Genomic DNA, 26,209 nt, shown 5'->3' on the forward strand with positions numbered 1-26,209 from the left:
CCCGGCATCGTGCACCTGACCCCGACGGTTCGGATTCGGACCGTCGGGACGGTCGGCCGCGCCCGGATGCCCCCGAGGGCTGGCGCTCGCTGATGAGCAACGACTACGACTATCCGGAAGAGTTGGACGAGCTCAACGGCCGCGAGCGACGCCGCGCGAAGAAGAACTGGCGCCGTGACGATCATGCGCAGCGCATGGCCTGGCTGCGCAATCAACGCCAAGCCGAGCCGACGAGTCCCGCGGCAATTGTGGTCCTGGTGGTCATCCTCGCCGTGGTCATCCTCGGTGTCGGCGGTGGACTGCCGCGACTTCTCGGCAGTAAGGACAAGGACAAAGAGACACCGATCAGCTTGCTGACGCCTGGCCGCTCGGTGGTCCTCCCGACTGCGCCGTCGACCGAGTCGAACCAACCCGTCGCCCCCACGAGCTCTGCACTCACGACCCCACCGCCCCAGACCCAGCGACCGGCAGCCGAGGCGACGGCCATGGCGAACGATGTCGTTGGTGCGTGGGCGCGAGCCTTCTACACCCGCGACCCGGCAACGGAGACGTATGCCGCCCTCGTGGCGAAATGCGCGAAGTACATGACCTCTGAGGTGGCATCGAGCTTCACCGCAGCCGGTGATCCGACGTACGAGGCGCTCAAGACCGATGGCGGTAAGTCGACGGTCCTCTCAGCTCCGGTCACTGCTCCACCCGCGAATGCGCAAGCCCCGGTCGACACTCCCAGCCGCATCACCCGTTTCGTCAAGGTCACCATCGACGTCACCGGCAAGCACGCCCAGCGATTCGACGTACCTCTGCTCATCACGCTGGCCAACGAGAACGGCCAGTGGGTCATCAGCGACGTGTCCGGCGGGACTGGACCGTGACGGCGGAGGACTGCGATGTTCGACGAGCGTGATCTCAGTCGTGGGCTCCTCTCGGTCGTCGGGCGCGGATGGTTCGCCAAAGGTGCAGCCGCGCTGGCGGTGATCGGAGTTGCGAGCCTGCTGATGCTCGCTCCGTTCGGTGGCGGTACGACGACCCAGGCCGCTTGCCCCGCTGGGATTCCCGGTCAGCCCGGTGATCCGAAAGCTAGCGGGCCGCTTCGTGGCACACAGGTCGCGTTCGCCAAACTGATCGACAGCGTTGCGGTGCAGCGAGGCCTTCCGGGCAAGGCGACGCTGATCGCATTGATGACGGCATTGGTGGAGTCGGATCTCCAGAACCTCACCTACGGTGATGCCGACTCGGTCGGTCTGTTCCAGCAGCGACCCGCGGCCGGCTGGGGCTCGCGAAACCAGATCATGAATCCGCGGTACGCCGCCAACGCGTTCTTCGGTGGGTCCCAGGCGCCAGATCCGCCTGGACTCGTGGACATCAACGGCTGGCCCTCGATGGCGCTCGGTGATGCTGCTCAGGCGGTCCAGGTATCCGCGTTTCCCGACAGGTACGCCGTACGTGAGCAAGAGGCCCGCGACATCGCCTCCGCAGCCGGCATCGATCTGACCAGAGCTGGGAACCCGTACGCCGGTCGCACCGGCGCGCCGGCCGGAGGGTCGGTCGTCGACGGATTGCAGGACGACGACAACTGCGGGCAATCGGGCGGACTGACCGCGGGCAAGCCTGTCAATGGCGTCTGGCCAGAGCAGAAGGCGACCGTCGCAGACCCGACCGGTACCGGAGGTCTGGTGACGCCGCGTACGGCGGCCTGGGTCGCGGCGGCACGCAAGAATCTCGGCAACCTGAGCATGAGCTGCTGGGACGCGCACGCATGGAACCCGACCAGCGACCATCCACGCGGCCTGGCCTGTGACGTCATGGTCGGCACCGACTCCAGAAAGTCCGCGCCCGCTCGCGCCCGCGGCGACCAGATCGCAAACTGGGCCGTGACCACCGCCGGCCAGACCGGAGTCCACTACGTGATCTGGTACGGCAAGATCTGGTCCGCCCGCCGCGGCACCTGGATCCCCTACAACGGCGGCGGCGTCTACAACCCATCCGACGCCACCGGCGGCCACTTCGACCACGTCCACGTCTCCCTGTACTGATAATGGACGGACCCACCCCGCCCAACCCCGAGGAGAAGCATCCAATGGCCGGCCCCGGTGAACCCCACGACCCGAATGGTGCTGAGGGGTTCAGGCCCGGCCCGGTGCCGCCGTATCCCGGCGCACAAGGCTACAACCAGCCGCCGCCGCAGCCGCAGCCACAATTGCCTGGTCCGGCCGGGGGGCATTCTGAATCTCGGCCACGCAACTTGCCCGAGGCCTCTGCCTGGACGGCGCTGTTGTCGGCCGTACCGTGGTTTTTCTGGAGCCTGGTCCTCGTCATCTGGATCGCAGGTGCGATCGGGTTCAAGTGGGGCTGGATCGTCATCGCACTCTGGATCCTGTCCGGCGCCATGATCCTGCTGCCGTCAACCGAGGAACTGCTGGCGAAGTATCTCTTCCGACTGCGTCGGCCGACCCTTGTTGAGCAACAACGGCTCGGACCGGCCTGGCAGCACCTTCTCGGCCGAGCGGGCGTGCCCGAAGGACGGTTCTCATTGTGGATTCAGGAGTCGGATGAGGTCAGTGCGACACCGACTCCCGGCCACACCGTCGCGGTTACGCGATGGTCGCTTTACACCCTTCCTCCACAGCACCTGGAAGCCGCTCTGGCGCACGAGCTGAGCCACCACCTCGGCGGGCGGGCATGGCTGAGCCTGGTCAACTTCTGGTACTCGATCCCGGCGCGCTGCGGGTTGATCGTCGTGCGCGCCATAGCCCGCCTGATGAGGCGCGTGCCCGCCCTTGGATGCATCATCGGGGGCTTCATGATCATGGCGTACGCCGGAATCGTGCTTGCGGCGTTCACCTTCGGCCACGGGTATATCTGGCCGGTCCTGTTCCTCACCCCGTTTATCGCCCCGCCACTCCTTGCGTGGCTCAATCGCTGGCATGTCAAGGAGGCGGACCGGAAAGCGGCGATGCTCGGCTACGGCGCCACATTGGTGCAGGTCTTGTATGGATGGCAGATGCAGCATCAACAGGATCTGGGTCGCGAGACCAGCCGTCGAGCGCAGGTGATGTCGAGCACGCCCTCGTTGGTGGAGCGAGTCCACACCCTTGAGCAAGCCGGCGGCATTCCACCCGCCGCATGGAGCTGACTGTCACAGAGCTGGATCAGGCGTCGAATCAAAGGATGAGCAGACCGCGGCGCACGGAGTCGGATCCGAAAATGCGCCGCGGTCTCATCGGCATCAACGGTGTTTGGCGCACCTCCGCCGACAGCCGAACCATATCGGCTCGCCGGAGAGGTTGAGTTCGTCAGGTCTCGGCGCGGGTGAGCGTGTGGGTGGCTTCTGGGTTGGTGAAGGTTAGGAGGTTGTGGGCTTCTGACTCGATTGATTGCCAGGCGTTGTGGGGGAGGTTGGTGAAGGGGGCTATCTCGAGGGTTGCTTGGGACTTGGTGGTTTTGGTTAGTTTCCAGAGGGCTTTGGCTTGGCCGTTGTGGAGGATTGAGCCTTTGGTGAGGACCTCTTGGAGGGTTAGGCGGGGTGTCTATCCAGCGGGTGCGGTCGGCGTGGGAGAGGAGGAGGTTGTCGTATTCGGGGAGGAAGCGGGTGGGGGGTTCGGTGTCTTCGGGTGGGAGGGGGATGTGGGGGAGGTCGTAGAGGGGGCGGTTGGAGTCGGGGGTGGTGTAGGTGCGGAGGTCCAGGCCGTCGAAGATTTCGGTGAGGTGGGTGAGGCCGGACCAGGTTTGGGCGTCGGCTACCGTCGCGGGGCCGTAGGCGGCCAGGTAGCGGAGTACTAGGTCTTCGGCGGAGGGCTTGTCGGTGACGGGGGAGTTGAGCCAGAGGTCGGCGGTGGTCATGGTGGGGTTGCCGCCTTTGTTCCAGATGCCTCGGGGTGGGATCTGGATGGTGGGGAGGAGGCAGCGGACGGCGTGGGCCAGGGCGGCGGGGTCGCGGTCGGGCCACAGTGGGCCGAGGTACTCGCGGAGTTGTACGGCGGTCGCGGGGCTCTCGGTCATGCGGTCGATGCCGGCCTGGAGTACGGCGTCCATGTCGAGGCCCTCGAGGCGGTGCCGGCCGTAGGTGATGTTCTGGTAGATCTCGCGGTCCAGCCGGGGCTGGATGAGCGGGCGGAACGCGAGGAAGTCGCGGCTCGAGACCAGGTGGATGGTTGCCCGCATCAACGAACCGCGGACGGCCTGGCGGTCCTCCAGGAGCTTGACGAGTTCGGCCGGCTGGAAGTTCGTCAGCCGGGTCCACAGGCCGACGTACGGCGCCAGCGGGGCCTGGGCCTGCATGCCGGCCAGGTGTTCGATCGCTTCCAGGGCGGTTGCGTCGTGGCGTTCGAGCAGCCATTGGCGGTCGAGCGTGGCACGGTTCAGTGCCTGCAGGCTCAGCTTCGTCATGACGGGATCCTCTCCTGAGTGTTGCTCCAACGCTAGGAGAGGTAGCGGTCAGGACCTGTCCGCTAACCCGAGTCCGGCGACGAATGCACGCAGGAGATGACGGCCCTCGGTCCAGGAGCCGATATTGCTGTCGCTGTTGATGTGGCCGAGTTCGTCGAGCGCGATGAGCGGGGCCGCCCAGCCGTCGGCGAGGCGGGCAGCGGCGTCGATGCTGCAGTACGGGTCGTCGGTGCTGGCGACCAGCAGGGACGGGACGGAAAGCGGTACGGCGGGAAGCGCGGCGAAGGTCGGCAGCCGGTCGACGGGAAAGGTCGGCGCGAGCGGGTCCGGGGGCGCGACCAGGAACGAGCCACGCAAGCGGGCGTCGACCCTGCCGATCAACCAATGGGCGAGTGCGTGGCAGCCGAGGCTGTGCGTGACGAAGACGATGTCGTCAGCCGTGCTCTCGACGGCCCGCGTGATCGCGAGGGACCAGTCGTCCAGGTCGGGAGCGGACCAGGAGGACGGCTGGATCCGGCGTACATCCGGCAGCCATTCGTCCGACCAGCGGGACTGCCAGTGGTGTTCGTCGGAGCCGTCGAGGCCGGGGATGATGACGAAGGTCATGAACTCTCCTTTGCGGGTCAACGCCTGCCATCATGGAGGAGTCATCGCCGTACGGCGCCGTGAGCTGATGAAATGAAGGTCGATGAGCGAGGCAACGACTGGTTCATTGGACGCGATCGACCGGGAGATCCTGGCGATCCTGCAGTCCGACGGCAGGTTGAGCGGGGCCGATATCGGCCGGAAGGTGAACCTGTCGCAACCCGCCGTGTCGGCGCGGATCCAGCGGCTGGAGCGGTCCGGCGTCATCACCGGGTATCGCGCGGTGGTCGATCCGGCCAAGGTCGGGCTCAACATCCACGCCGTCGTACGTGTCCGGACGACGCATGCCCGCATCCCCGAATCGCTCGAGTTGTTCGCGACGTTGCGGGAGGTCGTCTCGACGTACCGGCTGACCGGTGAGGACTGTTTCCTGCTCGACGTTCACACCCCAGATGCGGCGCGGCTCGAGCAGGTGGTCGACGCGATCGGCCGGCTGGGGCCGGTGAGCACCTCGCTGGTACTGCGTGAGTACCCGGCGAAGCCGCTCGCCCTCGGATAACAAGGATTTCCCTTGCCGCCGTGAATTCCGCAGAATCACGCGGAGTTCCGCTTCCCAGCGGGCGGTACGCCGAACTAGGGTTCGACGGATCGTAGTGGTTGCGTTACGCAACAGGAACGTGGGAGGGAAGCGTATGTCGAAAAGCCGCAAGGCACTTGTGGCCGCCACCGCAGGACTGGCTACTGTCGCGCTGGGATTGTCGTTCACCAGCGCCGCGGGGGCCGCGCCGGAGGCAGCGGCAGCCAATCCGAACGGGCTCAAGCTGATCAAGACGAAGACGTCACTGCTCGGCAAGCACTACTGGTACCAGCAGACCTTCAAGGGCCTGCCGGTCGTCAACGGGTACTACGCCAAGCACGTCGACAAGAGCGGGTCCGTGCAGATCGCCGACGGGCGGGACGCCGTACCGGCGAACCTCGACGTCAGCGCGAAGGTCGCACCCGCATCCGCGACACAGGCCGCGAACGCCACCGTCACCGCGCAGGCGAACCGCGCGCGGATGGCCGGGCCGAACAAGAGCTTCGCCAAGCAGCCCGAGGCGACCAGCGGTGCCGCGCAGCTCGCCGTGGTCGGCGGACCGGACGCCCGCCTGGTCTGGAACGTCACCAGCCGGTCGACCGAAGGCGTCAGCCAGTCGCTCGTCGACGCGAAGACCGGCAGTGTGGTCGCGTCGAAGGTGATCAGCGACAACGTCGACGGCCGCGGCTCGGTCTTCGATCCGAACCCGGTGGTCAGCCTGAAGAACGAGAAGCTGACCGACATGAACGACAAGAACCAGGACATCCTGTTCACCGCGCAGAAGAACGTGATCCTGCGCAACCTGGACGGTTCCGGCAAGCTCAACGGCGCCTTCGTCAACATCAAGGAAGGCAACGGCGGGGTCGCGCAGAACAAGAACAACACGTTCGTCTACCAGCGCGCGAACAACAAGTTCGAACAGGTGATGGTGTACTACCACATCAACCAGGCGCAGGAGTACATCCAGTCGCTCGGGTTCAAGGACGCGAACAACGAGTCCCAGGACTTCTCGGTCGACACGATCCGCGACGACAACTCGTTCTACGACCCGTCGACGGACATGATCACCACCGGCGACGGCGGTGTGGACGACGCCGAGGACGCCGAGGTGATCTGGCACGAGTACGGTCACGCGATCCAGGACGACATCGTCCCGGGGTTCGGCGAGTCCGAGCAGGGCGGCGCGATCGGTGAGGGCTTCGGCGACTACTGGGCCGTCACCATGTCGGTCCCGGTCAGCAAGGGCTTCAACCTGCCGTGCGTGATGGACTGGGACGCCACGTCGTACACGACCGACGAGCCGCACTGCCTGCGTCGTACCGACACCGGCAAGACCACCGACGACATCGACGGTGAGGTGCACGACGACGGTGAGATCTGGTCGAACGCGCTCTGGGACATCCACCAGGCGCTGGGCCGGACCAAGGCGAACAAGCTGATCCTCGAGGCGACGTACTTCTACGACCCCGACACCTCGTTCGCCGCCGCGGCCCAGGACACCGTCCAGGCTGCCCGGCTGCTGTACGGCAAGGCCGCCGCGCAAACGGTGACCGACGCCTTCAAGGCCCGCAAGATCCTGTAGTGACGATTCCAGCTCGTGCGCCCACGACTACTGTGGGCGCATGAGCTGGAGTACTGCGGACATCCCTGACCTGACCGGGAAACTGGCGCTCGTGACGGGCGCGACGAGTGGACTCGGGTACGAGACCGCGTTGGAGCTGCTGAGACACGGCGCGGATGTGCTGGTCGCCGCGCGCAATCCGGAGAAGGCGGCGCAGGCCGCGCAGACATTGACGCAGCAGGCGGGGAGAGCGCCGACGGTGCTCGAGCTGGATCTCGCTGATCTTGCGAGTGTCGAGAAGGCCGCGGGCGAGGTCATCAGGTCGTACGACCGGCTGGATCTGTTGATCAACAACGCCGGTGTGATGGCGCCGCCGCATCGGGAGACCATCGACGGGTTCGAGCTCCAGATCGGGACCAATCATCTCGGTCACTTCGCGCTGACCGGTCGGCTGATGCCGGTGCTGGTCGGCGGCAGTCGCGTGGTGACCGTGAGCTCGTTCATGCACAAGACCGTGCGCGGCATCAGCGAGGCCGATCTCCGGCGGCCGGCCGGCAGCTACCGCAAGTGGGAGGCGTACGGGAAGTCGAAGCTCGCCAACCTGCTCTTCATGCTCGAGCTCGATCGCCGGGCGCGCGCGGCCGGGGCCGATCTGCTGAGTGTGGGCGCGCATCCCGGGTACGCCTCGACTCATCTGCAGGCCGCCGGGCCTGAGCTCGCGGGCAATCACCGCCAGGCGCGGCTCTGGGCCGCTGCGACCCGTCTCATCGCACAGTCGGCGGCGGCCGGCGCATGGCCGAGCCTGTACGCCGCGACGTACCCCGGCCTGCGGCCTGGCTCGTTCGTCGGGCCGGGCTTCTTCGAGTACCGCGGTACGCCGAAGGTCGTGCTGCCGACCCGGACCGCACAGGATGCCGAGCTGGCGCGCGAGCTGTGGGACTGGTCGGTCGAGGCGACCGGGGTCGATCCGGCACTCACCGTGCTGAGGTAGTGACACAGCGGCAACTTTCTGGTTACCCTCCGGTAATTCCTACTGCCGGAGGTCACCAGTGCGCAGACTTGCAGCCGCCCTCGCTGTCGCTCTGACTCTGATCACAATCGGTCCGCGTGCTGCTGACGCCGGCCAGGCCGCGCCGGGTTTCAGTACGGCGTACCAGCGCATCCCCGGCGCCGGTGGGACCGAGATCGGCGCGGTCGTGCTCACGCCGACCGGGCAGGGCGACGGCCCGTTCCCGCTCGTGGTGATGCCGTCGAGCTGGGGTGTGCCGAACGTGGAGTACGTCGGCCAGGGTACGAAGCTGGCCACGGCCGGGTTCCAGGTCATCTCGTACTCGAGCCGCGGCTTCTGGGACTCCGGCGGCGGTATCGACATCGCCGGGCCGCCGACGGTCGCCGACGTCAGCAAGGTGATCGACTGGGCCGGCCAGCACACGCCGGCGGATACCAGCCGGGTTGCCGCAGTGGGGATCTCGTACGGCGCGGGTACGTCGCTGCTCGCGGCCGCGAAGGACTCGCGGATCAAGGCGGTCGGCGCGCTCAGCGGATGGGCCGATCTGATCCGGTCGCTGGATCCGAACGACACCGTCGCGCTGCAGTCCGTTGCCGGTCTGCTTGCCCTGGGCAACATCACGGGGCGGCCGGGGCCGGAGATGGCGTCGCTGCAGACGAAGTTCGTCACCGGCGACTTTGACGGCGCGATTGCGGAGGCGAGTCAGTTGTCGCCGGAGCGGTCTGCGGCGACGATGGTAGACCAAATCAATGCGAAGAAGCCGGCTGTGTTCCTGGCGAACGCGTTCGAGGATTCGATCTTTCCGCCGTCGCAGTACACGGACTTCTTCACGAGTCTGACCGGGCCGAAGCGGTTGTTGCTTGCGCATGGCGATCATGCGACGCCTGAGGTGACCGGGGCGGTTGGTCTACCAAATGAGACGTGGGACGAGCTCGCCGGCTGGTTGCGGCATTACTTGACTGGTGCCGACAACGGTGCGGATGCCGAGGCGCCGGTGGAGTTGAAGTCGCAGCGTGGGGTGTGGCGTGGGTATGCCGATTGGGCTTCGGTTGGGCAGGCGCGTACGTCGTACTTGACCAAGGGTGGGGCGCTTCAGGGTGGTGCGTCGACTGGGTGGAGTCGGTCGATCGGGGCTGGTATACCAACGGTCGCGGATAGTGGGGTGGCGCTGGTGTCCGGGGCGTTGCAGGGGTTGTTGTCGATTCCGGTCGGGGTGGCGACGCCGTTGGTGGATCGGTCGTTCGCTGGGGTTTGGTCGGGGCCGAGGTTGAGTTCTGCGACGGTCGTGAATGGTATGCCGAAGTTGCATCTGGCCGTGAAGCCGTCGGCGGCTGATACGTCGCTGTTCGCTTATCTGTACGACGTTGATGCGTTGGGGGTTGGGTCGTTGATGTCGCACAAGCCGTACACGTTGCGCGGGGCTACGCCGGGGAAGTCCGTGTCGCTTGATGTGCGGTTGGAGGCGACGAGTTGGGAGGTGCCGGCCGGGCATCATCTCGTGCTGGTCGTGGACACGGTTGATCCGCGGTATCTCGGGCGAAGTGTGATCGGGTCGACGGTCACGTTCAGTTCGCCGGCTGGCGATCCGTCGTGGGTGAGCGTTCCGGTGGCGGCGTGACTGTCAGTCGCCGAGGATTCCTCGGCTTCACCGCTGCCGCCCTAGCTCCCATCCATCAAGCCGCAACCCGCGAGGCACCCGAACCCGGAGCACCCGAACCCGGATCGCAGGCCGGCACAGCCCAGCCCGGTGAGGCCCAGGCCAGCGCAACCCAGCCCGGCGAGGTGCAGCCCGGCAGGGTGCAGCCCGGCGAGGTGCAGCCGGGCGTGGGCGATCGCACGCTGTATCTCGGGACGTACGGGGACGGCATCGGCATCGCGACGTACGACGATGCCGGGAAGATCACCTCGACCGGCAGCATCGCTGGTATACCAAACGCGTCCTTCGTGATCCGGTCCGGCAACTTCCTGTACGCCGTCAACGAGCAGGACGCGGGCGCCGTCACCGCGATCGACATCTCGGGCACCCCGCGAGTGCTGAATCGTCAACCCAACAAGGGATCCGGCCCCTGCCACCTCGCCAATGTCGGCGAGTACCTGCTCAGTGCGAACTACGGATCCGGCGACATCGCCGTCCATCCGATCGCCGCAGATGGGAGCCTCGGGCAACAAACCGATCTGGTCAAGCACGCGGGCTCGGCGCCGCACGCCCACCAGGTCGTGCAGGCCGGCGAATACGTGCTCGCAGTCGATCTCGGCACCGACACGATCTACACCTACATACTCACGGACGGCAAGCTCGCGCTGCAGCACCAGGCAAAGGTCAAGACCGGCGCCGGCCCGCGACATTTGGTATTCCATCCATCCGGCAACTACGTGTACGTCGCCGACGAGCTCGACAGCACCGTCACGGTCTGCGCGTACGACGCCGGCGTACTGAGCGTGCTGGAGTCGATCCCGGTCGCCGAGGGTGAGAACTACCCGGGCGAGGTGGTGATCTCCGCGGACGGACGCTTCGTCTACGTCACCAACCGCGGGCACAACAGCATCGCGATCTTCAGCACCGACGGCCCGCATCTCGAGCTCGTTGGTATACCAAACTGTGGCGGCGACTGGCCGCGGCACTGTGCATTCGACCCGACCGGCCGGCTGCTCTTCGTCGCGAACCAGAAGTCGAACAACATCACCACATTCTTGGTAGACCAAACGACGGGCGGCCTGACGCTGACGAGCGACTCCAGCACCCCGACCCCGGTCTGCGTGAATGTTTGATTGTGCGCGAGCTCTTGCGTTCGTGTGATGACAGCGCTGTCATGGGACTGCCTTTCTCCGCCCCGAAAGGAACGTTCCAATGTTCAAGCCGCTCGCGGCCGCCCTCGTCCTGCTGTCGACAACCCTGGTCCCAACAGCCCAAGCCACAGCCCCGGCCCGACCCGCAGCCCAACCGGCATGGCACCTGGGCACCCCGCCGCTCACCACCCCCTGGACCAACGACGTCTCGCCGACGAACGCGCTCCCGGAGTACCCGCGCCCCCAACTGACCCGCCCCGACTGGCGCAACCTCAACGGCCTCTGGGAATGGGCGCCGGCCGCAGTCGGTGAACAGCCACCGATCGGCCGCACGCTCAACGAGCAGGTGCTCGTCCCGTACCCGATCGAGTCCGCGCTCTCCGGCCTCCAGAAGCACCAGGACCGGATGTGGTACCGCCGCACCTTCACCGTCCCAGACAACTGGAAGGGCAAGCGCCTCCTACTGCACTTCGGCGCTGTCGACTACGACGCCAAGGTCTGGGTCAACGGCCGCCAGGTCGCCACGCACCGCGGTGGGTACGACGGCTTCGACGTGGATGTCACCACTGCGCTGCACGCCAAAGGCCCGCAGGAGCTGATCGTCTGGGCCGAGGACCTGACCGATGAGACGTACCAGCCGATCGGCAAGCAACGCGAGGTCGGCGACCACGGCATCTTCTACCAGGGCAGCTCCGGCATCTGGCGGACCGTCTGGATGGAGCCGCTGAACGTCGCATCCATCGACCGTCTCCAACTCACGCCCGACCTCCCGAACCAGACCCTCAAGGTCACCGCCGAAACCTCAGGACCGGCCGGCCTCGACGTCGAGGTCACCGCGTACGACGGCCGCAAGGCCGTCGGCCAGGTCCGCGGCAAGGCCGACACCGAACTCCGGCTGCCGATCCGGAATCCCAAAACCTGGTCCCCGGACCACCCGTTCCTGTACGACCTCAAGGTCCGCCTGATCGACCGCGGCAAAATGGTAGACCAAGTCGGCTCGTACGCCGGGATGCGATCGGTCGGGCTGCAGAAAGGTGCCGACGGCAAGCTCCGGATGGCGCTGAACGGGAAGATCCTGTTCAACCTGTCGACCCTCGACCAGGGCTTCTGGCCGGACGGGCTCAACACCGCACCGACCGACGCGGCGCTCCGGTTCGATCTCGAGCAGCACAAGCGACTCGGGTTCAACACCGTCCGCAAGCACATCAAGGTCGAGCCGGATCGCTGGTACTACTGGGCCGACAAGCTCGGCCTGATGGTCTGGCAGGACATGCCGGCGACGAAGACCGACGCGATGCCCGACCCGTGGCGCGCGCAGTTCGAGTCCGAGCTGCACCAGATGGTCGACCAGCACAAGAGTTTCACCTCGATCACCGTCTGGGTCCCGTTCAACGAAGGCTGGGGTGAGTGGGACCGGGCCGCGACCGGCCGGATCGCGGACGACGTCAAGGCGCAGGACCCGTCCCGCCTCGTCAACGCGCACAGCGGCGTGAACTGCTGCAACTCGCACGGCGACTCCGGTCGCGGCGACCTGATCGACAACCATGCGTACCTCGGCCCGGCGACCACGGCGCCGACAGAGACCCGAGCGGCCGTGGACGGCGAGCATGGCGGGTTCGGTCTGAAGGTGCCGGATCACATGTGGTTCGGCGACGGATCGGCGTACGAGATGGAGCCCGACTCGGCGACCCTCACCCGGCGGTACGTCGAGAACCAGACCGACGTCCTGAAATCCGCCAAGCAGTGTGGGATCAGCGGATCGGTCTACACCCAGATGACCGATGTCGAAGGCGAGCTGAACGGGTTCTACACCTACGACCGCCGGGTCCCGAAGATGGACTTCGCGCAAGTGCGCACGATCAACCAGCAGATCATCGCCGGCGCCGACGGGACCGGCAGTGGTATACCAAACCCGGGACCCGGCACACCTGGTGCCGACGGCATACACTTCTATCCGCTCGACGGCACCGGAGAAGATGCCGTAGGCAACAACGACGTAACCCTCCAGGGCGGCGCGACCTTTGCCCCCGGCAAGAACGGCCAGGCGGTCGCGCTCAACGGAGACGGGCAGTACGTCGACACCGGCGCGGCCCTGCTCGACACCAGCAAGAACTACACCGCCAGCGCGTGGGTGAAGCTGAACAAGGCGGACGGCGCGTTCCAGACCTTCGTCAGCCAGGACGGCGATCGCGACAGCGCGTTCTTCCTGCAGTACTCCGGCCAGGACCAGCGCTTCGCGATGAGCTTCCCCGGCATCCGGGCGCTGTCGCCGACGAAGCCGAACCCGGGGCAGTGGTACCACGTCACCGGCGTACGCGATGTCGTGAAGGGTGAGCTCAAGCTCTATGTCGACGGCGAGCTCGTCGCCACGAAGAGCGCGTGCGCCCTGGACTCCAGCTCGACCGGCAACACGGTGATCGGCCGGGCGAAGTTCGGCGGCAACCAGGTCGACTTCCTCGACGGCATGATCGACCAGGTCCACCTGTACGACCGCGCTCTCACCGACGCGGAGGTGCGCACCCTCTACGAATCCGGCCGGTAGGCGTTCGGGATGCGAAGTCATCGCGTACCCCCGATCCTGGTAGATACCGACCAGGGGAGGTGAGTGCGATGGCCGCACCCAGCCAGGTGCTCGCACCCCAATCGACGATCCGGTTCCGGCCTCCGCGGTTCGGGCTCGGCGGTTCGCATCTCGGCGAGCCGCCAGGCCCGGACGGCGACGCGACCGCGGTCGCCACCGTCGACGCGGCATACCAGGCCGGCATCCGGTTCTTCGACACCTCACCCGCGTACGGCGACTCGGAACGACGACTCGGTACGGCGCTGCAGAAGCGCCCGCGTGGCGAGTTCCTGGTCTCGACGAAGGTGGTCGGCGACGATCCGAAGGCCTCGATCGACAAGAGTCGCGAGCAACTAGGACTCGCGATCGACCTCGTCCTGGCCAAGGACGAATCGGTCTACCCGAAGCTCGACCGGCTGCGGCGCGACGGGACCATCAAGGCAGTCGGAGCGGTGTCGGACCACTGGCAGGAGCTCGACCGCCTCGTGCGAGACGTCGAGCTCGACTGCGTGCTGCTGACAGCGCAGTACAGCCTGCTCGACCGCGACGCCGTACCGCTGCTCGATCGTTGCCTTGCACGCGGAGTCTCCGTGATCGTGTCCGGCGTACTCACCCCGCAAATCCTTCAGGCAGACACCGTCCAGGCGCGACGCATCTCGGCCGTCTGCGAGCGGTACGGCGTCTCGCTGCCGCAAGCCGCACTCGCCTTTCCCAGCAGGCATTCCGCGGTCACGTCCGTCCTGATCGCGGCGTCGTCACCGGCCGAGATCCGCGCCGACGCCGCGCTGGTGCGCCAGCCCGTACCGGAGAAGCTCTGGCGGGATCCGGAATTGCTGCGCTTGCTATCCTGATAACAGGAGTTCGACGCAAGCGGGCTCCCCGGACGAGCGGCGCCGTACCCGGTCTGTCAAGACGACGCCTCACCCTTTGACGGAGGGGGTCGTCCTCATGCATCTACTCGACGTTCTCGAGATCGTTGGCGCGGTCACCATTCTGATCGCGTTCGCCGCCGCGCAGGCGGGTCGCTTACGCCAGCGCACCATCACGTACCAACTCCTGAACCTGCTCGGCTCCGGAGTCCTGGCCACGATCGCCGCGATCCAGCTCTCCTGGGGCTTCCTGCTCCTCGAGGGCACCTGGGCGGTCATCAGCCTGATCGGCCTGCTGACCCTGAAACGACGGCAACAGACCGACTAGAACTTGTCGCCCGGATTCGTCGCCGTCGGGATGGACCCCGTCGGGAGAGTGGTGGGCAGACCGGTCGGCACCGGGCTCGGGCTCACCGTGATGGACGGCGAGGTCGAGCCGGTCCCCGGCGGGGGCGTGGTCGGGGTGATCGTCACCGTGGCGGTGTTGGTCGGCGTCGGGATGACGGGTTCGGGCTCGAGCGGCTGCGCATGGCGGAACAGCAGCCACGCCAGGAACACAGCGAGAGCCATGATCAGCGCCATCGTGAGCAACGCGAACGCCAGCGCCCACCGCGATGCCGGCCGCAAAGCGTTCGGCCACGGCAGCGGCCAGATCCGGAACAGACCCGGACGCCGGCGGCTCTCCCAGTAGTGGCGGAACTCCGGCCCGCGCAGTTTGCCGATCTGCGGGATCCGGTCCATCAGTACTGCGGACAGGATCTCCTCGCCGCGACGCTCCGCGATCAATCGCTCGTCGGAGGCCGCGCTCGACCCGTCGTCCTCCCTGATCGGCCCGACCGCGACCCAGAGCGCGAGGTCGTCGTCATCGGAGTCGTTGTGGCCTAGGACGGCATCCTCGGGCAGGTCGTCGACGGCGTACACGAACCGGTCGCGGGCGGCCGCGTCGTCGGCGGAGCCCTCGGTCATCATCGCGACGACCACGTTCCGGCCGGCCTCGTCGCTGGCCGTGTAGAGGTAGCCGGCCGCGTTCGCGCCGAGTCGCCCGCGGAGCCAGAACTCGCCGACCCGCGGCGGGTCCTCCGGCTGCAGCGGGAGCGGCTCCGGAATCTCCAGCGCAGGGCGCTCCTCCGGCGCGTCCGCCGGCTGCACCTCGGTCTGGGATTCGGTCGCAGTCATCACCCCAATCCCACCACATCCCTGGTAGCACTGTCGCCACGGCCGCCCGCCGCTTGCTGCTGGGCCAGCAGCCAGGCCCAAAGCTCGGCGCGCGGGATTTGGCCGGGAGGGGCAGGATGGTGGAGGACCCGGTGGGCCCTGCGCCCGCTGGCCCCGGCGATCTGATGGAATGGCCGGTGTTGCGAAGTGGGGAATGACGGTGTTTGACACGGTCCGCTCGCGGGCCCCGGAAGGACATGCATGACCGAGACGACGGTGCCCACGGGTTCGGTGGCCCAGCAGTCCAGGCTGATCGGCGAGGCCCTCGGTGAGGTCAAGCGGGTGATCGTCGGCCAGGAGCACATGGTCGAGACCCTGATGGTGTCACTGCTCGCGAAAGGTCACTGTCTGCTCGAGGGCGTGCCGGGCGTCGCCAAGACGCTGGCCGTCCGCACCTTCGCCAGCGTCGTCGGCGGCACGTTCGCCCGGATCCAGTTCACCCCGGACCTGGTCCCGTCCGACATCGTCGGCACCCGGATCTACCGCCAGACCCGCGAGACCTTCGACATCGAACTCGGCCCGACGTTCGTGAACTTCGTGCTGGCCGACGAGGTCAACCGCGCACCGGCCAAGGTGCAGTCCGCGATGCTGGAGCTGATGGCCGAGCGGCAGGTGTCGATCGGCGGCCAGACCTTCCCGATGCCGAAGCCGTTCATCGTCATCGCCACCCAGAACCCGATCGAGTCCGAGGGCGTCTACCCGCTGCCCGAGGCGCAGCGCGACCGGTTCCTGGTCAAGATCGACGTACCGCACCCGCGTGGGCACGAGGAGTTCGAGATCCTCCGCCGGATGAGCGTCGACCCGCCGGAGCCGCGGCAGGTGCTGAAGCCGGAGACGATCCTCGAGCTGCAGCGCTCGGCGGAGCAGGTCTTCGTCCACAACCTCGTCGCGGAGTACGCCGTGCGCCTGGTGATGGCGACCCGTACGCCGACCGACTTCCACCTGCCCGACCTGGAGCCGATCATCGAGCTCGGTGTCAGCCCGCGCGCGACGCTCGGCCTGATCGCGGCCGGCCGGGGCCTGGCGCTGATTCACGGTCGGGACTACCTGCTGCCGAGCGACATCCAGACGGTCGCGCTCGACGTGATGGGCCACCGTCTCGGCCTGACCTTCGACGCGGTCGCGGACAATATCGACCCGCGGGCCGTGATCGAGCGGATCCTGGCCACCGTCCCGCCGCCGCAGCCGGTCTGGCGCGACGGCGCCGACGGGACCGGCCGCCCGGAGTTCGTCTAGTGCCCAACCGCCGAGACCCACGAGTTGCGATGACGATCTCGCAGCTCGCCCCCGAGCGTGCGTTGCGGCGGCTGGAGCTGACCGTCGTACGGCGTCTCGAGGGGTACCTGCACGGGGAACACCTGGGGCTGCTCCCGGGCCCGGGCACCGAGTTGGCCGAGGCACGTGAGTACCAGGTCGGCGACGACGTACGGCGGATGGACTGGGCCGTCACCGCGCGGACCACGATCCCGCACGTCCGCGACCTGATCGCCGACCGTGAGCTCGAGACCTGGGCGCTGGTCGACCTGTCCGGCTCGATGGACTTCGGTACGTCGACGCTCGAGAAGCGCGAGCTCGCCGTCGCGGCTGTTGCCACTGTCGGCTTCCTGACCCACCGCCTCGGCGACCGCTTCGGCGGGCTGATGCTGCGTGACTCGGCGCTGCGGCGCTGGCCGGCGCGGTCCGGGCGGCTCGCGCTCTACGGTCTGCTGCGCGCGCTGCTGGCCGAGCAGTTCAGCGGTGACGAAGAGGCGCATCGCAGCGACCTGGCCGCCGCGCTGGAGTCGATGGCGCGGACGCAGCGCAAACGTGGACTACGGGTGATCGTGTCCGACTTCCTGACCCCGCAGGACGGTGAGGTCGCGAGCCAGATCGAGCCGTCCTGGGAGCGGGCGATGCGCAAGCTGACCGCTCAGCACCAGGTGCTCGCGGTCGAGATCGTCGACCCGCGCGAGCTGGAACTGCCGAACATCGGCGTCGTCACGATCGGTGACCCGGAGACCGGCGAGGTGCGCGAGATCGACACCCGGCGGCGCAAGGTCCGGGAAGCATTCGGAGTAGCAGCTCTCGCTCAGCGGGAACGAACCAGGGCCGCCCTGCGTAGGGTAGGTGCGGGGCACCTTGTACTGCGGACCGATCGTGACTGGGTCGCCGACACCGTGCGGTTCGTGCTCGCCTACCGGCGAGTGGCGCCCCGCCTGCACCAACCGCCGAAGGGAGTGGCTCGCTGATGGAGTTCCTGTCTCCGGCCAGATTGTGGTTCCTGCTGCTGATCCCGGTGATCATCGCGGGGTACATCTTCCTCCAGCACCGGCGCTCGCAGTACGCGCTGCGCTTCACCAACATCGCGCTGCTGGACCGGGTCGCACCGCGGCGGCCGCAGTGGCGGCGGCACCTGGCCGTCGGGCTGGCGCTGCTCGCCGCGCTGACCTGCATCCTGGCGTTCGCGCAGCCGAAGGACAAGGTCAAGGTGCCACGCGAGCGGGCCACGATCGTGGTCGCGATCGACGTGTCGCTGTCGATGATGGCCACCGACATCGAGCCGAACCGGCTGGAAGCGGCGAAGGAGTCGGCGAAGGAGTTCGTCAACAACCTGCCGACCAAGTTCAACGTGGCGCTGGTCAACTTCGCCGGCACGGCGTCGATCATCGTGCCGCCGACCACGGACCGTGCCACCATCGACCGGTCGATCGACGGGCTCGAGCTGGCCGAGTCGACCGCGACCGGTGAGGGCATCTTCACCTCGCTGCAGGCGCTCACCCAGGTCCCGCCGGACCCCGCGCACCCGAACGACCCGGCCCCGGCCCGGATCGTGATGCTGTCGGACGGCAAGCGGACGGTCGGCCGGACGGCGCAGGAAGGCGCGCAGGCGGCCAAGGCGAAGAACACCCCGGTGTATACGATCTGCTTCGGCACCGACTCCGGCTTCATCGAGATGGACGGCATCCGGCAGCGGGTACCACCGGACCGCACCGAGCTCCGCAGCATCGCCGAGACCACCGGCGGCGAGGCGTACACCGCGGAGTCCGCGGGCGAGCTCAAGGACGTCTACAAGGACATCGGCTCGTCGGTCGGGTACGACGAGGTCGACAAGGAGATCACGGCCCGGTACGCCGGTATCGCGATGCTCTTCACGCTCGCCGCCGCCGGCGCCTGCATCGCGCTCGCGACCCGCTTCCCGTAATCCGGCCGGCCCCGGAGCCTCGCCGCTCGTCGACCTGAATCGCGACACGATGGTGATGTAGTTGACACGGCGAGGTTACTGGTGTTGAAGGTGCTCGTGGTGCAAGATGTACGAGTCTGCCAGGACTGACAGGTGTGTTTCGAGAACGCTGGGGAAGGCGCCCCTCGAGCACAGGAGGTCCCGGTGGCGACAACTCGTGGCGTTCTGTACGTCCACACGGTGCCGTCAGCGTTGTGCCCTCATGTCGAGTGGGCCGCGGGCGGCATCCTAGGCGTGCCCGTGAAACTGGATTGGACACCGCAGCCTGCGGCCCAGGGCACGTACCGGGCCGAGCTGTCCTGGCAGGCCGAGGCCGGTACCGCGGCCAAGCTGGCATCCGCCCTGCGCGGCTGGCAGAAGCTGCGGTTCGAGGTCACCGAGGAGCCGAGCAACGGCGTCGAGGGCGAGCGGTACTCGTTCACGCCCGAGCTCGGGGTCTTCCACGCGACCACCGGCGTACACGGCGACATCATGGTGCCGGAGGAGCGGCTGAAGGCGGCCATGCTCAAGGCCGCCAGCGGCGAGGCCGACCTGACCGAGGAGGTCGAGCGTTTGCTCGGTCGCCCTTGGGACGACGAACTGGAGCCCTTCCGCTACGCCGGCGACGGCGCGCCCGTGCGGTGGCTGCACCAGGTTGTCTAAGCCGTTCCTGAGAACTTCAGAAGAATGCCGTGAAGGGCAGAGCTTTCCGCGAACTTTTCGATGAGACTGAGCATCAGACGTTCTACCAGGGTGGGAGGGGCCGTGGCCGCTGGGCCACCGGGTGTCGGGACACCCCCGGTGGTTGTTAACAACAGCGGCCGCACCACGTGAGGGGCACGGATCCATTGGATCCGTGCCCCTCGAGCCGTTTCTAGAGCGGGATGTTTCCGTGGTTCCCGCGGATCGGTCCGCCGACCTCGGCCTTCGCGAGGGCAGTTGCCAACGCTGTCCGGGTGCGGGTCGGTTCGACGACCTCGTCCACCACGCCGATCTCGCGGGCGCGGTCGATGCCGCCGGCAATCTTCTCGTGTTCGACGGCCAGTTCGGCTTCTACCTGCGCCCGCAGTTCAGGGTCGACCTCGGCCAGCTTCCGCCGGTGCAGCACGCGGACCGCCGCGACCGCACCCATCACAGCCACCTCGGCCCGCGGCCACGCGAACACCCGCGTCGCCCCGAGCGATCGCGCATTCATCGCGATGTACGCCCCGCCGTACGTCTTCCGCGTCACCAACGTCACCCGCGGTACGACGGCCTCCGCGAACGCATGCAGCAGTTTCGCGCCCCGTCGTACGACGCCGTCCCACTCCTGCCCGACGCCCGGCAGATAACCCGGTACGTCGACCAGCACGACCAGCGGTACGCCGAACGCGTCGCACATCCGGACGAAGCGTGATGCCTTCTCCGCCGACAGTGCGTCGAGGCAACCACCCAGCCGGAGCGGATTGTTGGCGATGACACCGACCGTCCGCCCGCCGAGCCGGCCCAGCGTGGTGACGATGTTCGGCGCCCACCGTTGGTGGAGCTCAACTGCAGAAGACGAGTCGAGCACCCCTCCAACCAGCGGATGGACGTCGTACGCGCGCTTGGCCGACTCCGGCAGGAACCCGGACAGATCGGTGTCCGGGATGTCCGTGGACATCGAGCCCTGATTCGCGAGCAGGTCCGTCAACCGGCGCGCCTGCTCGATCGCCGCGTCCTCGGAGTCCGTCGTGATGTGGACGACGCCGGACCGGCGGCCGTGCGGCTCGGGGCCGCCGAGCCGGAGCATGTCGACGTCCTCGCCGGTGACCGAGCGGACCACGTCCGGCCCGGTGACGAAGATCCGTCCCTCGGGACCGAGGATGACGATGTCGGTCAGCGCCGGACCGTACGCCGCGCCTCCCGCGGCCGGACCGAGCACCACCGAGATCTGCGGGATCTTCCCGGACGCCTGCGTCATCGCGTAGAAGATCTTGCCGACCGCGTGCAGGCTGAGCACGCCCTCGGCCAGACGCGCGCCGCCCGAGTGCCACAGGCCGATGATCGGCACCTGCTCCTCGCGGGCGACCTCGTACGCCTTGACCACGACGTCACAGCCCTCGTCGCCCATCGCGCCGCCCATCACGGTCGCGTCGGAGCAGAACGCGACGACCTTCGCCCCGGCAATCCGCCCGCGGGCCGCGATCATCCCCGACAGGTTGTCGGGGGTGATCAACTCCAGGCTGCCCGGGTCCAGCAGGTTCGTCAGCCGGGTGAGCGGGTTCCGCGGGTCCTGCTCACGGGGGAGTTTGGCGGGTCTTGCCGGGGCAACGGTCATGGGTGTCCTCCGGGGATTACAGCGTTTTGAATGCGATGGCGGCGTTGTGGCCGCCGAAGCCGAACGAGTTGTTCAGCGCCGCGATGTCCCCGTCGGGCAGCTTGCGCTGCTCGGTCGCGACGTCCAGGTCGATCTGGTCGTCGAGCTTGTCCACGTTGATGGTGGGCGGTGAGACCCGGTTGTGCAGGGCGAGCACGGTCGCGACCGACTCCACCGCACCGGCACCGCCGAGCAGGTGACCGATCATCGACTTCGGCGCGGTGGCGACCGCGTGGTCGGCCTCCTTGCCGAGCGCCTGCCGGATCGCGATCGACTCGGCGATGTCGCCCTGCGGCGTCGACGTGGCGTGTGCGTTGATGTGGAAGATGTCGGCCGGGGTCAGATCGCCCTCGGACAGCGCCCGCTCCATCGCCCGCCGCGCACCCGAACCGGTCGGGTCGGGCTGCGCGATGTCGTGGCCGTCGGCCGAGATGCCCGCACCGGCGAGCTCGGCGTAGATCTTCGCGCCGCGCGCCTTCGCGTGCTCGTACGACTCCAGGATCAGTACGCCGGCACCCTCGCCGAGCAGGAAGCCGTCGCGGTCCACGTCCCACGGCCGGGAGGCGCGCTCCGGCTCGTCGTTCCGCTTGCTCAGCGCCTGCATCATCCCGAACGCGGCCAGCGGCAGCGCCATGATCGCGCCCTCGGCGCCACCGGCGATCACCACGTCCGCGCGGCCGAGCCGGATCTGGTCCAGACCCAGCCAGATCGCCTCGTTACCGGACGCGCAGGCCGAGACCGGGGTGTGGACGCCGGCCTTGGCGCCGAACTCCAGGCTCACGTACGCCGCGGACGAGTTCGGCATCAGCATCGGGATCGCCAGCGGTGACACGCGCCGCGGGTTCTTCAGCAGCGCGTCGTAGTTTGACAGCGTGGTGTGCAGGCCGCCGATACCGGACGCGACCGCGACGCCGAGCCGCTCCTTGTCCAGGCCGGAGTCCTCCAGGCCGGAGTCGGCCCACGCCTCACGGGCGGCGACGACGGCGAGCTGCGCCGTCCGGTCCAGGCGGCGGGCCTTGACCCGCTCGATCACCTCGGTCGGGTCGACCGCGGCCGGTGCGGCGATCTGCACCGCCAGGTTCTGCACCCACTCGTCGGTCAGCCGCCGCGCGCCGGAGCGTCCGGCCAGCAGCCCTTCCCAGGTGCTGGACACGTCGCCCCCGAGCGGGGTCGTGGCTCCGAGCCCAGTGATGACGACTCGGGTCTTCGACATGGTTACCTCATCCTTCACATCAGGGATCTGCGGTTGGGAGCGAGGGGTGTGTACTGCGTGGTGCTCATCGAGGCAGCCCGATGAGCACCCCGGGCCAGCACGGTGACGGCGTAGGTCAGCCGTTCTGGGCGCGCTCGATGAACGCGACCGCGTCGCCGACGGTCTTCAGGTTCTTGACCTCGTCGTCGGGGATCTTCACGTCGAACTTCTCCTCGGCGGCCACCACGACCTCCACCATGGAGAGCGAGTCGACGTCGAGGTCGTCGGTGAAGGACTTGTCCAGCTGGACGTCCTCCACCGGGATGCCGGCGATCTCGTTCACGATCTCGGCGAGGTTGGAACGGATCTCTTCGGTGCTGGCCATGTTCTCTGGTTCCCTTTCGGATTTCTGCTGGCTGTACAGCTTTGGTACAGCCGGGTGCGGCCACCTGAGCCGCCCCCGGACAACTATGGACTACGGCAAGCGGATGACCTGGGCGGCGTACACCAGCCCGGCGCCGAAGCCGATGATCAGTGCGAGGTCGCCGCTCTTGGCTTCGCCGGCCTCGCGCATCGCGGTGATCGCGAGTGGGATCGACGCCGCCGAGGTGTTGCCCTGGCGCTCGATGTCCCGTGCGACCTTGACGTGCTCCGGCAGCTTCAACGCCCGCCGCATCGCGTCGGTGATCCGCATGTTCGCCTGGTGCGGCACGAACAGGTCGAGCTGCTCGGCCTTCACGCCGGCCACGTCCAGCGCCTGCTGCGCGGTCTTCGCCATCTCGAACGACGCCCAGCGGAACACCGGGTTGCCGTCCATCGTGAGGTGCGGCCAGTTGTGGTTGCCGTGCACCTCCTGCCAGGACTCCTTCTGGCTGATCACCTGGTGCTGCGTACCGTCCGAGCCCCAGACGACCGGGCCGATCCCCGGTTCGTCGGTCGGGCCCACGATCGCGGCACCGGCGCCGTCGGCGAAGATGAACGCCGTACTGCGGTCGGTCCGGTCGGTGATGTCGCTGAGCCGCTCGACGCCGATCGCCAGCACGTACTTCGCACTGCCGCCGCGGACCAGGTCGTTGGCCATCGCGATGCCGTAGCAGAAGCCCGCGCAGGCGGCGGAGATGTCGAACGCCGCGGCGGTCGGGGCGCCGACCGCGACCGCGATCTGGGTCGCGATCGCCGGGGTCTGGTAGAGGTGGGTGACGGTCGAGACGATCACGCAGCCGATGTCGGCCGGGTCGATACCGGAGTCGGCCAGCGCGTCCTTGGCCGCGTTCACCGACATCATCAGCACGGTCTCGTCATCGCTCGCCCAGCGCCGCTCCTTGATCCCGGAACGGGTCTGGATCCACTCGTCGCTGGAGTCGATCTGCTCGAGGATCTCGGAGTTCGGCACCACGCGCCGCGGCCGGTACGAGCCGATGCCGAGCACTCCGGCGTACGTCGAACCTGTCGACGCCGTGATCATGCGGGGCTCCCGGCGGGGTGCAGACGGACCAGCGGCTGTCCCGGGGCGACCGGGTCGCCTTCCTCGGCGAGCCACTCGACCACGATGCCGCCGTGCGGCGCGCTCACCTCGACCTCGTCGCGCAGGCTCGCCACCTTCGCCACGACCTCACCGGCCGCAACGGTGTCACCGGACTCCCGGCGTACGTCGACCTCACGGGTGAAGGTGCCCTTGATCGGGGCGACCAGCAGCCGCCAGGTCGGGGAGGCGTCGATCTCGGACGGGCTGCCGTGCTTCTCCACGAACGCACGGGCGTCGTCGAGCTGGTCCGGGGTCTTGAGCGCGAACGTCTCGACACCCTTCAGCGCGCGGCGCGCGATACCGGTCAGCGTGCCCGCCGGCGGCAGCTCGAGGATGCCGGTCACGTCGAGGTCGGACATGGTCTGCATGCACAGGTCCCAGCGGACCGGCGCGTTCACCTGGTTGACGAGCCGCTGCAGGACGTCGCGACCGTCGTGGACGACATGGCCGTCGCGGTTCGAGATCAGGCGGGTCCGCGGGTCGTGCGTGCTGATCGCGGTGGCGTACTTCGCCAACGTCTGCACGGCGGGCTCCATGTGCTTGGTGTGGAACGCGCCCGCGACCGACAGCGGGATCAGCCGGGTCTTGGCGGGCGGGTCGGCGGCGAGCGCGGCCAGCTCCTCAACGGTGCCTGCGGCAACGATCTGGCCGGGGCCGTTGTCGTTCGCCGCGGTCAGGCCGTGCTCGGCGAGCTTGGCCAGGATCTCCTCGCGGTCACCGCCGAGGACTGCGGTCATCGAGGTCGCGGTCTGCGCGGCCGCGGCGGCCATCGCCTTGCCGCGCTCGCGGACCAGGACCATCGCCTGCTCGGCCGTCAGTACGCCGGTGCCGGCCGCGGCGGCGAGTTCACCGACGCTGTGGCCGGCGACCGCGCCGACCTTGGTGAAGGCGTCGGCCGGGTGCGGGAACACCGCCAGCGCCGCCAGCATGCTGGACGCGACCAGCAGCGGCTGCGCGATCGCGGTGTCGCGGATCGTGTCCGCGTCCGCCTGGGTGCCGTAGTGGGCGAGATCGAGACCGGCCACCGCGGAGAGCCAGTTCAGCCGGCTCTCGAACACGGGATCCGCCAGCCACGGCTCGAGGAATCCTGGGGTCTGGGCACCCTGACCGGGTGCGACGATGACGAGCACGTGCCAACTCTCCCTCAACAGGGCCCGTCGAGAGCCGCAGGGCGAGCACGAATTCTCGGAGGCCGGTTTGTAGAGATCCTACAAAACGGCGGTTCCGGGCTCCGGATTGAGCAGGCGACCCAAGGTCAGTGCGACACGCAATGTGAAAGCGTCGCGGGGATCGAGCGGGTTGTACGCCGTGATGTCCGCCACACGCTTCAACCGGTACCGGACGGTATTGGCGTGGATGAACATCGTCCGGGCCGTCGCCTCGATCGATCCGCCGGAGTCCAGGTACGCCGAAACCGTGTCGAGCAGCACGCCATCGCCGATCGTGAGCGGGCCGTAGACCTCGTTGGCGAGCTGGCGGCGGGCGTGGCCGTCTCCGGAGAGTGACCGTTCGGGGAGCAGTTCGTCGGCCTGGACCGGTCGGGGCGCGTTGGGCCAGGCGGCCGCGGCGCGAAGGCCGGCGACGGCGGCGCGGGCCGAGGTGACGGCCGACATCAGGTCCTTCACGACCGGGCCGACGACGATCGGGCCGGGTCCAAACCATTGAGCCAGTTTTTGTACGATCTCCACAGGTTTGCTCGTACCCCCGAGTACTACGACCAGGCGGTCGCCCTGGATCGCGCACAGGGCGTCGGCGCCTGCCTCACGGGCGGCCTGGCGGACCATGTCGGCCACGTTCGAGGTGGTCTCGGTGTCCGCGGCCCGTCCGACCACCACGGCGACCTCGGCCGATCCCGTCGTACCGGCGGCTCCGGTCCAGCCGAGGGCGGAGGCGCGGGACCGGACCGATTCGTCGGCCTCGCCGCGGATCACGGAGTCGACGAGGAGGGCTTCGAGCCGGGCGTCCCAGGCACCGCGCATCTCGGCCGCCTGCGCGTAGACCGTGGCAGCGGCGAAGGCTACCTCACGGGCGTAGCGCTGGATGGCTTCGTGGACGATCGGTACGTCGTCGGGCGGGAGCAGCGTGCCGATCGTCGTCTCGATGGTCTCGATCGTCGTCCGGACCAGGTCGACCGTTTGATGCAGCGAGATGACCCGGGTGAACTCGCGCGGCGCCGACCCGAAGATCCGGGTCGGCATCGAGGAGTGCGCGTCCGGGTCGCGGAACCATTCGACGAACGCCGAGATCCCGGACTGCGCGACCAGCCCGATCCAGGACCGGTCCTGCGCCGAGAGCTTCGCGAACCAGGGCAGCTTCTCCTCCATCGCCGCCATCGCAGCGGTGGCGAGCGCCCCGGTCGCGCCCTGCAACCGCTCCGCCCGCGCCAGATGCGCACCCTTAGCCACG

At 68.0% G+C, this 26,209-nt stretch carries 23 protein-coding genes, 1 pseudogene and 1 riboswitch; of the genes and pseudogenes, 15 read left to right on the forward strand and 9 right to left on the reverse strand.

All coding sequences use genetic code 11. From position 1 onward, the window contains the following. Window positions 1-92 precede the first annotated feature (92 nt). The 3 genes from FDA38_RS12515 to FDA38_RS12525 are packed head-to-tail and all read left to right on the forward strand — an operon-like array spanning window position 93 to window position 3,133. Window positions 93-872 carry a hypothetical protein gene (locus FDA38_RS12515; protein WP_137253997.1) on the forward strand — a complete coding sequence of 260 codons (780 nt, stop codon included), beginning with the start codon at window positions 93-95 and terminating at the stop codon, window positions 870-872. 15 nt (window positions 873-887) lie between these two features. Continuing rightward, window positions 888-2,033 (forward strand): hypothetical protein, encoded by a 1,146-nt coding sequence (locus FDA38_RS12520; RefSeq protein WP_137253998.1) that lies wholly within the window; start codon window positions 888-890, stop codon window positions 2,031-2,033. Window positions 2,034-2,077: 44 nt separating this feature from the next. Further along, window positions 2,078-3,133 (forward strand): M48 family metalloprotease, encoded by a 1,056-nt coding sequence (locus tag FDA38_RS12525; protein ID WP_170989673.1) that lies wholly within the window; start codon window positions 2,078-2,080, stop codon window positions 3,131-3,133. 452 nt (window positions 3,134-3,585) lie between these two features. On the opposite strand, the pseudogene FDA38_RS43660 reads toward FDA38_RS12525, so the two are convergent. Both FDA38_RS43660 and FDA38_RS12535 read right to left on the reverse strand, forming a co-directional pair. Continuing rightward, window positions 3,586-4,386 (reverse strand): annotated as a pseudogene (locus tag FDA38_RS43660) (winged helix DNA-binding domain-containing protein); the annotation flags it as partial. Between the two features lie 48 nt (window positions 4,387-4,434). Next, entirely contained in the window at window positions 4,435-4,992 is a 558-nt protein-coding gene (locus tag FDA38_RS12535; protein WP_137254001.1) for an RBBP9/YdeN family alpha/beta hydrolase, read from the reverse strand. 82 nt (window positions 4,993-5,074) lie between these two features. Here FDA38_RS12535 and FDA38_RS12540 point away from each other — a divergent pair, with 82 nt between their 5' ends. From FDA38_RS12540 to FDA38_RS12575, 8 genes are all read left to right on the forward strand, one after another. Continuing rightward, window positions 5,075-5,530 carry an Lrp/AsnC family transcriptional regulator gene (locus FDA38_RS12540; RefSeq protein ID WP_137254002.1) on the forward strand — a complete coding sequence of 152 codons (456 nt, stop codon included), beginning with the start codon at window positions 5,075-5,077 and terminating at the stop codon, window positions 5,528-5,530. 133 nt (window positions 5,531-5,663) lie between these two features. Beyond that, window positions 5,664-7,130 carry a M4 family metallopeptidase gene (locus FDA38_RS12545; RefSeq protein ID WP_137254003.1) on the forward strand — a complete coding sequence of 489 codons (1,467 nt, stop codon included), beginning with the start codon at window positions 5,664-5,666 and terminating at the stop codon, window positions 7,128-7,130. A gap of 40 nt (window positions 7,131-7,170) precedes the next feature. Then, window positions 7,171-8,100, forward strand: a complete 930-nt coding sequence (locus tag FDA38_RS12550) for an oxidoreductase (RefSeq protein WP_137254004.1) — start codon at window positions 7,171-7,173, stop codon at window positions 8,098-8,100. Window positions 8,101-8,158: 58 nt separating this feature from the next. Then, the gene (locus tag FDA38_RS12555) at window positions 8,159-9,736 is read left to right on the forward strand and encodes an alpha/beta fold hydrolase (protein ID WP_137254005.1); all 1,578 of its coding nucleotides are present in this window, start codon (window positions 8,159-8,161) and stop codon (window positions 9,734-9,736) included. Beyond that, window positions 9,733-10,887: a lactonase family protein gene (locus FDA38_RS12560; protein ID WP_233714650.1), complete on the forward strand. Its 1,155-nt coding sequence runs from the start codon at window positions 9,733-9,735 to the stop codon at window positions 10,885-10,887. Before FDA38_RS12555 ends, FDA38_RS12560 begins: the two co-directional genes overlap by 4 nt. 79 nt (window positions 10,888-10,966) lie before the next feature. Further along, window positions 10,967-13,447, forward strand: a complete 2,481-nt coding sequence (locus FDA38_RS12565) for a LamG-like jellyroll fold domain-containing protein (protein WP_137254006.1) — start codon at window positions 10,967-10,969, stop codon at window positions 13,445-13,447. Window positions 13,448-13,515: 68 nt separating this feature from the next. Beyond that, window positions 13,516-14,316, forward strand: coding sequence for an aldo/keto reductase (locus tag FDA38_RS12570; RefSeq protein ID WP_137254007.1), 801 nt, complete (start codon window positions 13,516-13,518; stop codon window positions 14,314-14,316). Window positions 14,317-14,319: 3 nt separating this feature from the next. Beyond that, window positions 14,320-14,387: riboswitch (guanidine-III (ykkC-III) riboswitch) on the forward strand. Between the two features lie 26 nt (window positions 14,388-14,413). Then, window positions 14,414-14,662, forward strand: coding sequence for a CBU_0592 family membrane protein (locus FDA38_RS12575; RefSeq protein WP_137254008.1), 249 nt, complete (start codon window positions 14,414-14,416; stop codon window positions 14,660-14,662). Here the strand turns inward: FDA38_RS12575 and FDA38_RS12580 are convergent. Then, window positions 14,659-15,510: a hypothetical protein gene (locus tag FDA38_RS12580; protein ID WP_137254009.1), complete on the reverse strand. Its 852-nt coding sequence runs from the start codon at window positions 15,508-15,510 to the stop codon at window positions 14,659-14,661. The genes FDA38_RS12575 and FDA38_RS12580 overlap by 4 nt on opposite strands. A gap of 240 nt (window positions 15,511-15,750) precedes the next feature. On the opposite strand from FDA38_RS12580, the gene FDA38_RS12585 reads away from it, so the two are divergent. The 4 genes from FDA38_RS12585 to FDA38_RS12600 all read left to right on the forward strand — a co-directional run bounded on the left by FDA38_RS12585 (window position 15,751) and on the right by FDA38_RS12600 (window position 19,411). Then, window positions 15,751-16,785 carry an AAA family ATPase gene (locus tag FDA38_RS12585; protein WP_137254010.1) on the forward strand — a complete coding sequence of 345 codons (1,035 nt, stop codon included), beginning with the start codon at window positions 15,751-15,753 and terminating at the stop codon, window positions 16,783-16,785. 29 nt (window positions 16,786-16,814) lie between these two features. Further along, a complete protein-coding gene (locus FDA38_RS12590; RefSeq protein WP_137254011.1) occupies window positions 16,815-17,777 on the forward strand; it encodes a DUF58 domain-containing protein in 963 nt (320 codons plus the stop codon). Then, complete coding sequence (locus FDA38_RS12595; RefSeq protein WP_137254012.1) at window positions 17,777-18,730, forward strand: VWA domain-containing protein; 954 nt, start codon at window positions 17,777-17,779, stop codon at window positions 18,728-18,730. Before FDA38_RS12590 ends, FDA38_RS12595 begins: the two co-directional genes overlap by 1 nt. 183 nt (window positions 18,731-18,913) lie before the next feature. Further along, window positions 18,914-19,411 (forward strand): DUF3145 domain-containing protein, encoded by a 498-nt coding sequence (locus FDA38_RS12600; RefSeq protein WP_130446981.1) that lies wholly within the window; start codon window positions 18,914-18,916, stop codon window positions 19,409-19,411. 211 nt (window positions 19,412-19,622) lie between these two features. On the opposite strand, the gene FDA38_RS12605 is transcribed toward FDA38_RS12600, so the two are convergent. The 6 genes from FDA38_RS12605 to FDA38_RS12630 all read right to left on the reverse strand — a co-directional run bounded on the left by FDA38_RS12605 (window position 19,623) and on the right by FDA38_RS12630 (window position 26,208). Then, the gene (locus FDA38_RS12605) at window positions 19,623-21,047 is read right to left on the reverse strand and encodes a carboxyl transferase domain-containing protein (RefSeq protein ID WP_137254013.1); all 1,425 of its coding nucleotides are present in this window, start codon (window positions 21,045-21,047) and stop codon (window positions 19,623-19,625) included. A gap of 16 nt (window positions 21,048-21,063) precedes the next feature. Continuing rightward, window positions 21,064-22,299: a beta-ketoacyl-ACP synthase II gene (fabF, locus tag FDA38_RS12610; protein ID WP_137254014.1), complete on the reverse strand. Its 1,236-nt coding sequence runs from the start codon at window positions 22,297-22,299 to the stop codon at window positions 21,064-21,066. 115 nt (window positions 22,300-22,414) lie between these two features. Further along, window positions 22,415-22,663 carry an acyl carrier protein gene (locus FDA38_RS12615; RefSeq protein ID WP_130446978.1) on the reverse strand — a complete coding sequence of 83 codons (249 nt, stop codon included), beginning with the start codon at window positions 22,661-22,663 and terminating at the stop codon, window positions 22,415-22,417. Between the two features lie 90 nt (window positions 22,664-22,753). Then, the gene (locus FDA38_RS12620) at window positions 22,754-23,743 is read right to left on the reverse strand and encodes a beta-ketoacyl-ACP synthase III (RefSeq protein WP_137254015.1); all 990 of its coding nucleotides are present in this window, start codon (window positions 23,741-23,743) and stop codon (window positions 22,754-22,756) included. Then, window positions 23,740-24,933, reverse strand: a complete 1,194-nt coding sequence (locus FDA38_RS12625) for an acyltransferase domain-containing protein (RefSeq protein ID WP_137254016.1) — start codon at window positions 24,931-24,933, stop codon at window positions 23,740-23,742. Before FDA38_RS12625 ends, FDA38_RS12620 begins: the two co-directional genes overlap by 4 nt. 78 nt (window positions 24,934-25,011) lie before the next feature. Further along, entirely contained in the window at window positions 25,012-26,208 is a 1,197-nt protein-coding gene (locus tag FDA38_RS12630; protein WP_233714651.1) for a PucR family transcriptional regulator, read from the reverse strand. Between the last annotated feature and the right edge of the window lies 1 nt (window position 26,209).

Source organism: Kribbella jiaozuonensis (assembly GCF_005233875.1).
Taxonomy (GTDB): domain Bacteria; phylum Actinomycetota; class Actinomycetes; order Propionibacteriales; family Kribbellaceae; genus Kribbella; species Kribbella jiaozuonensis.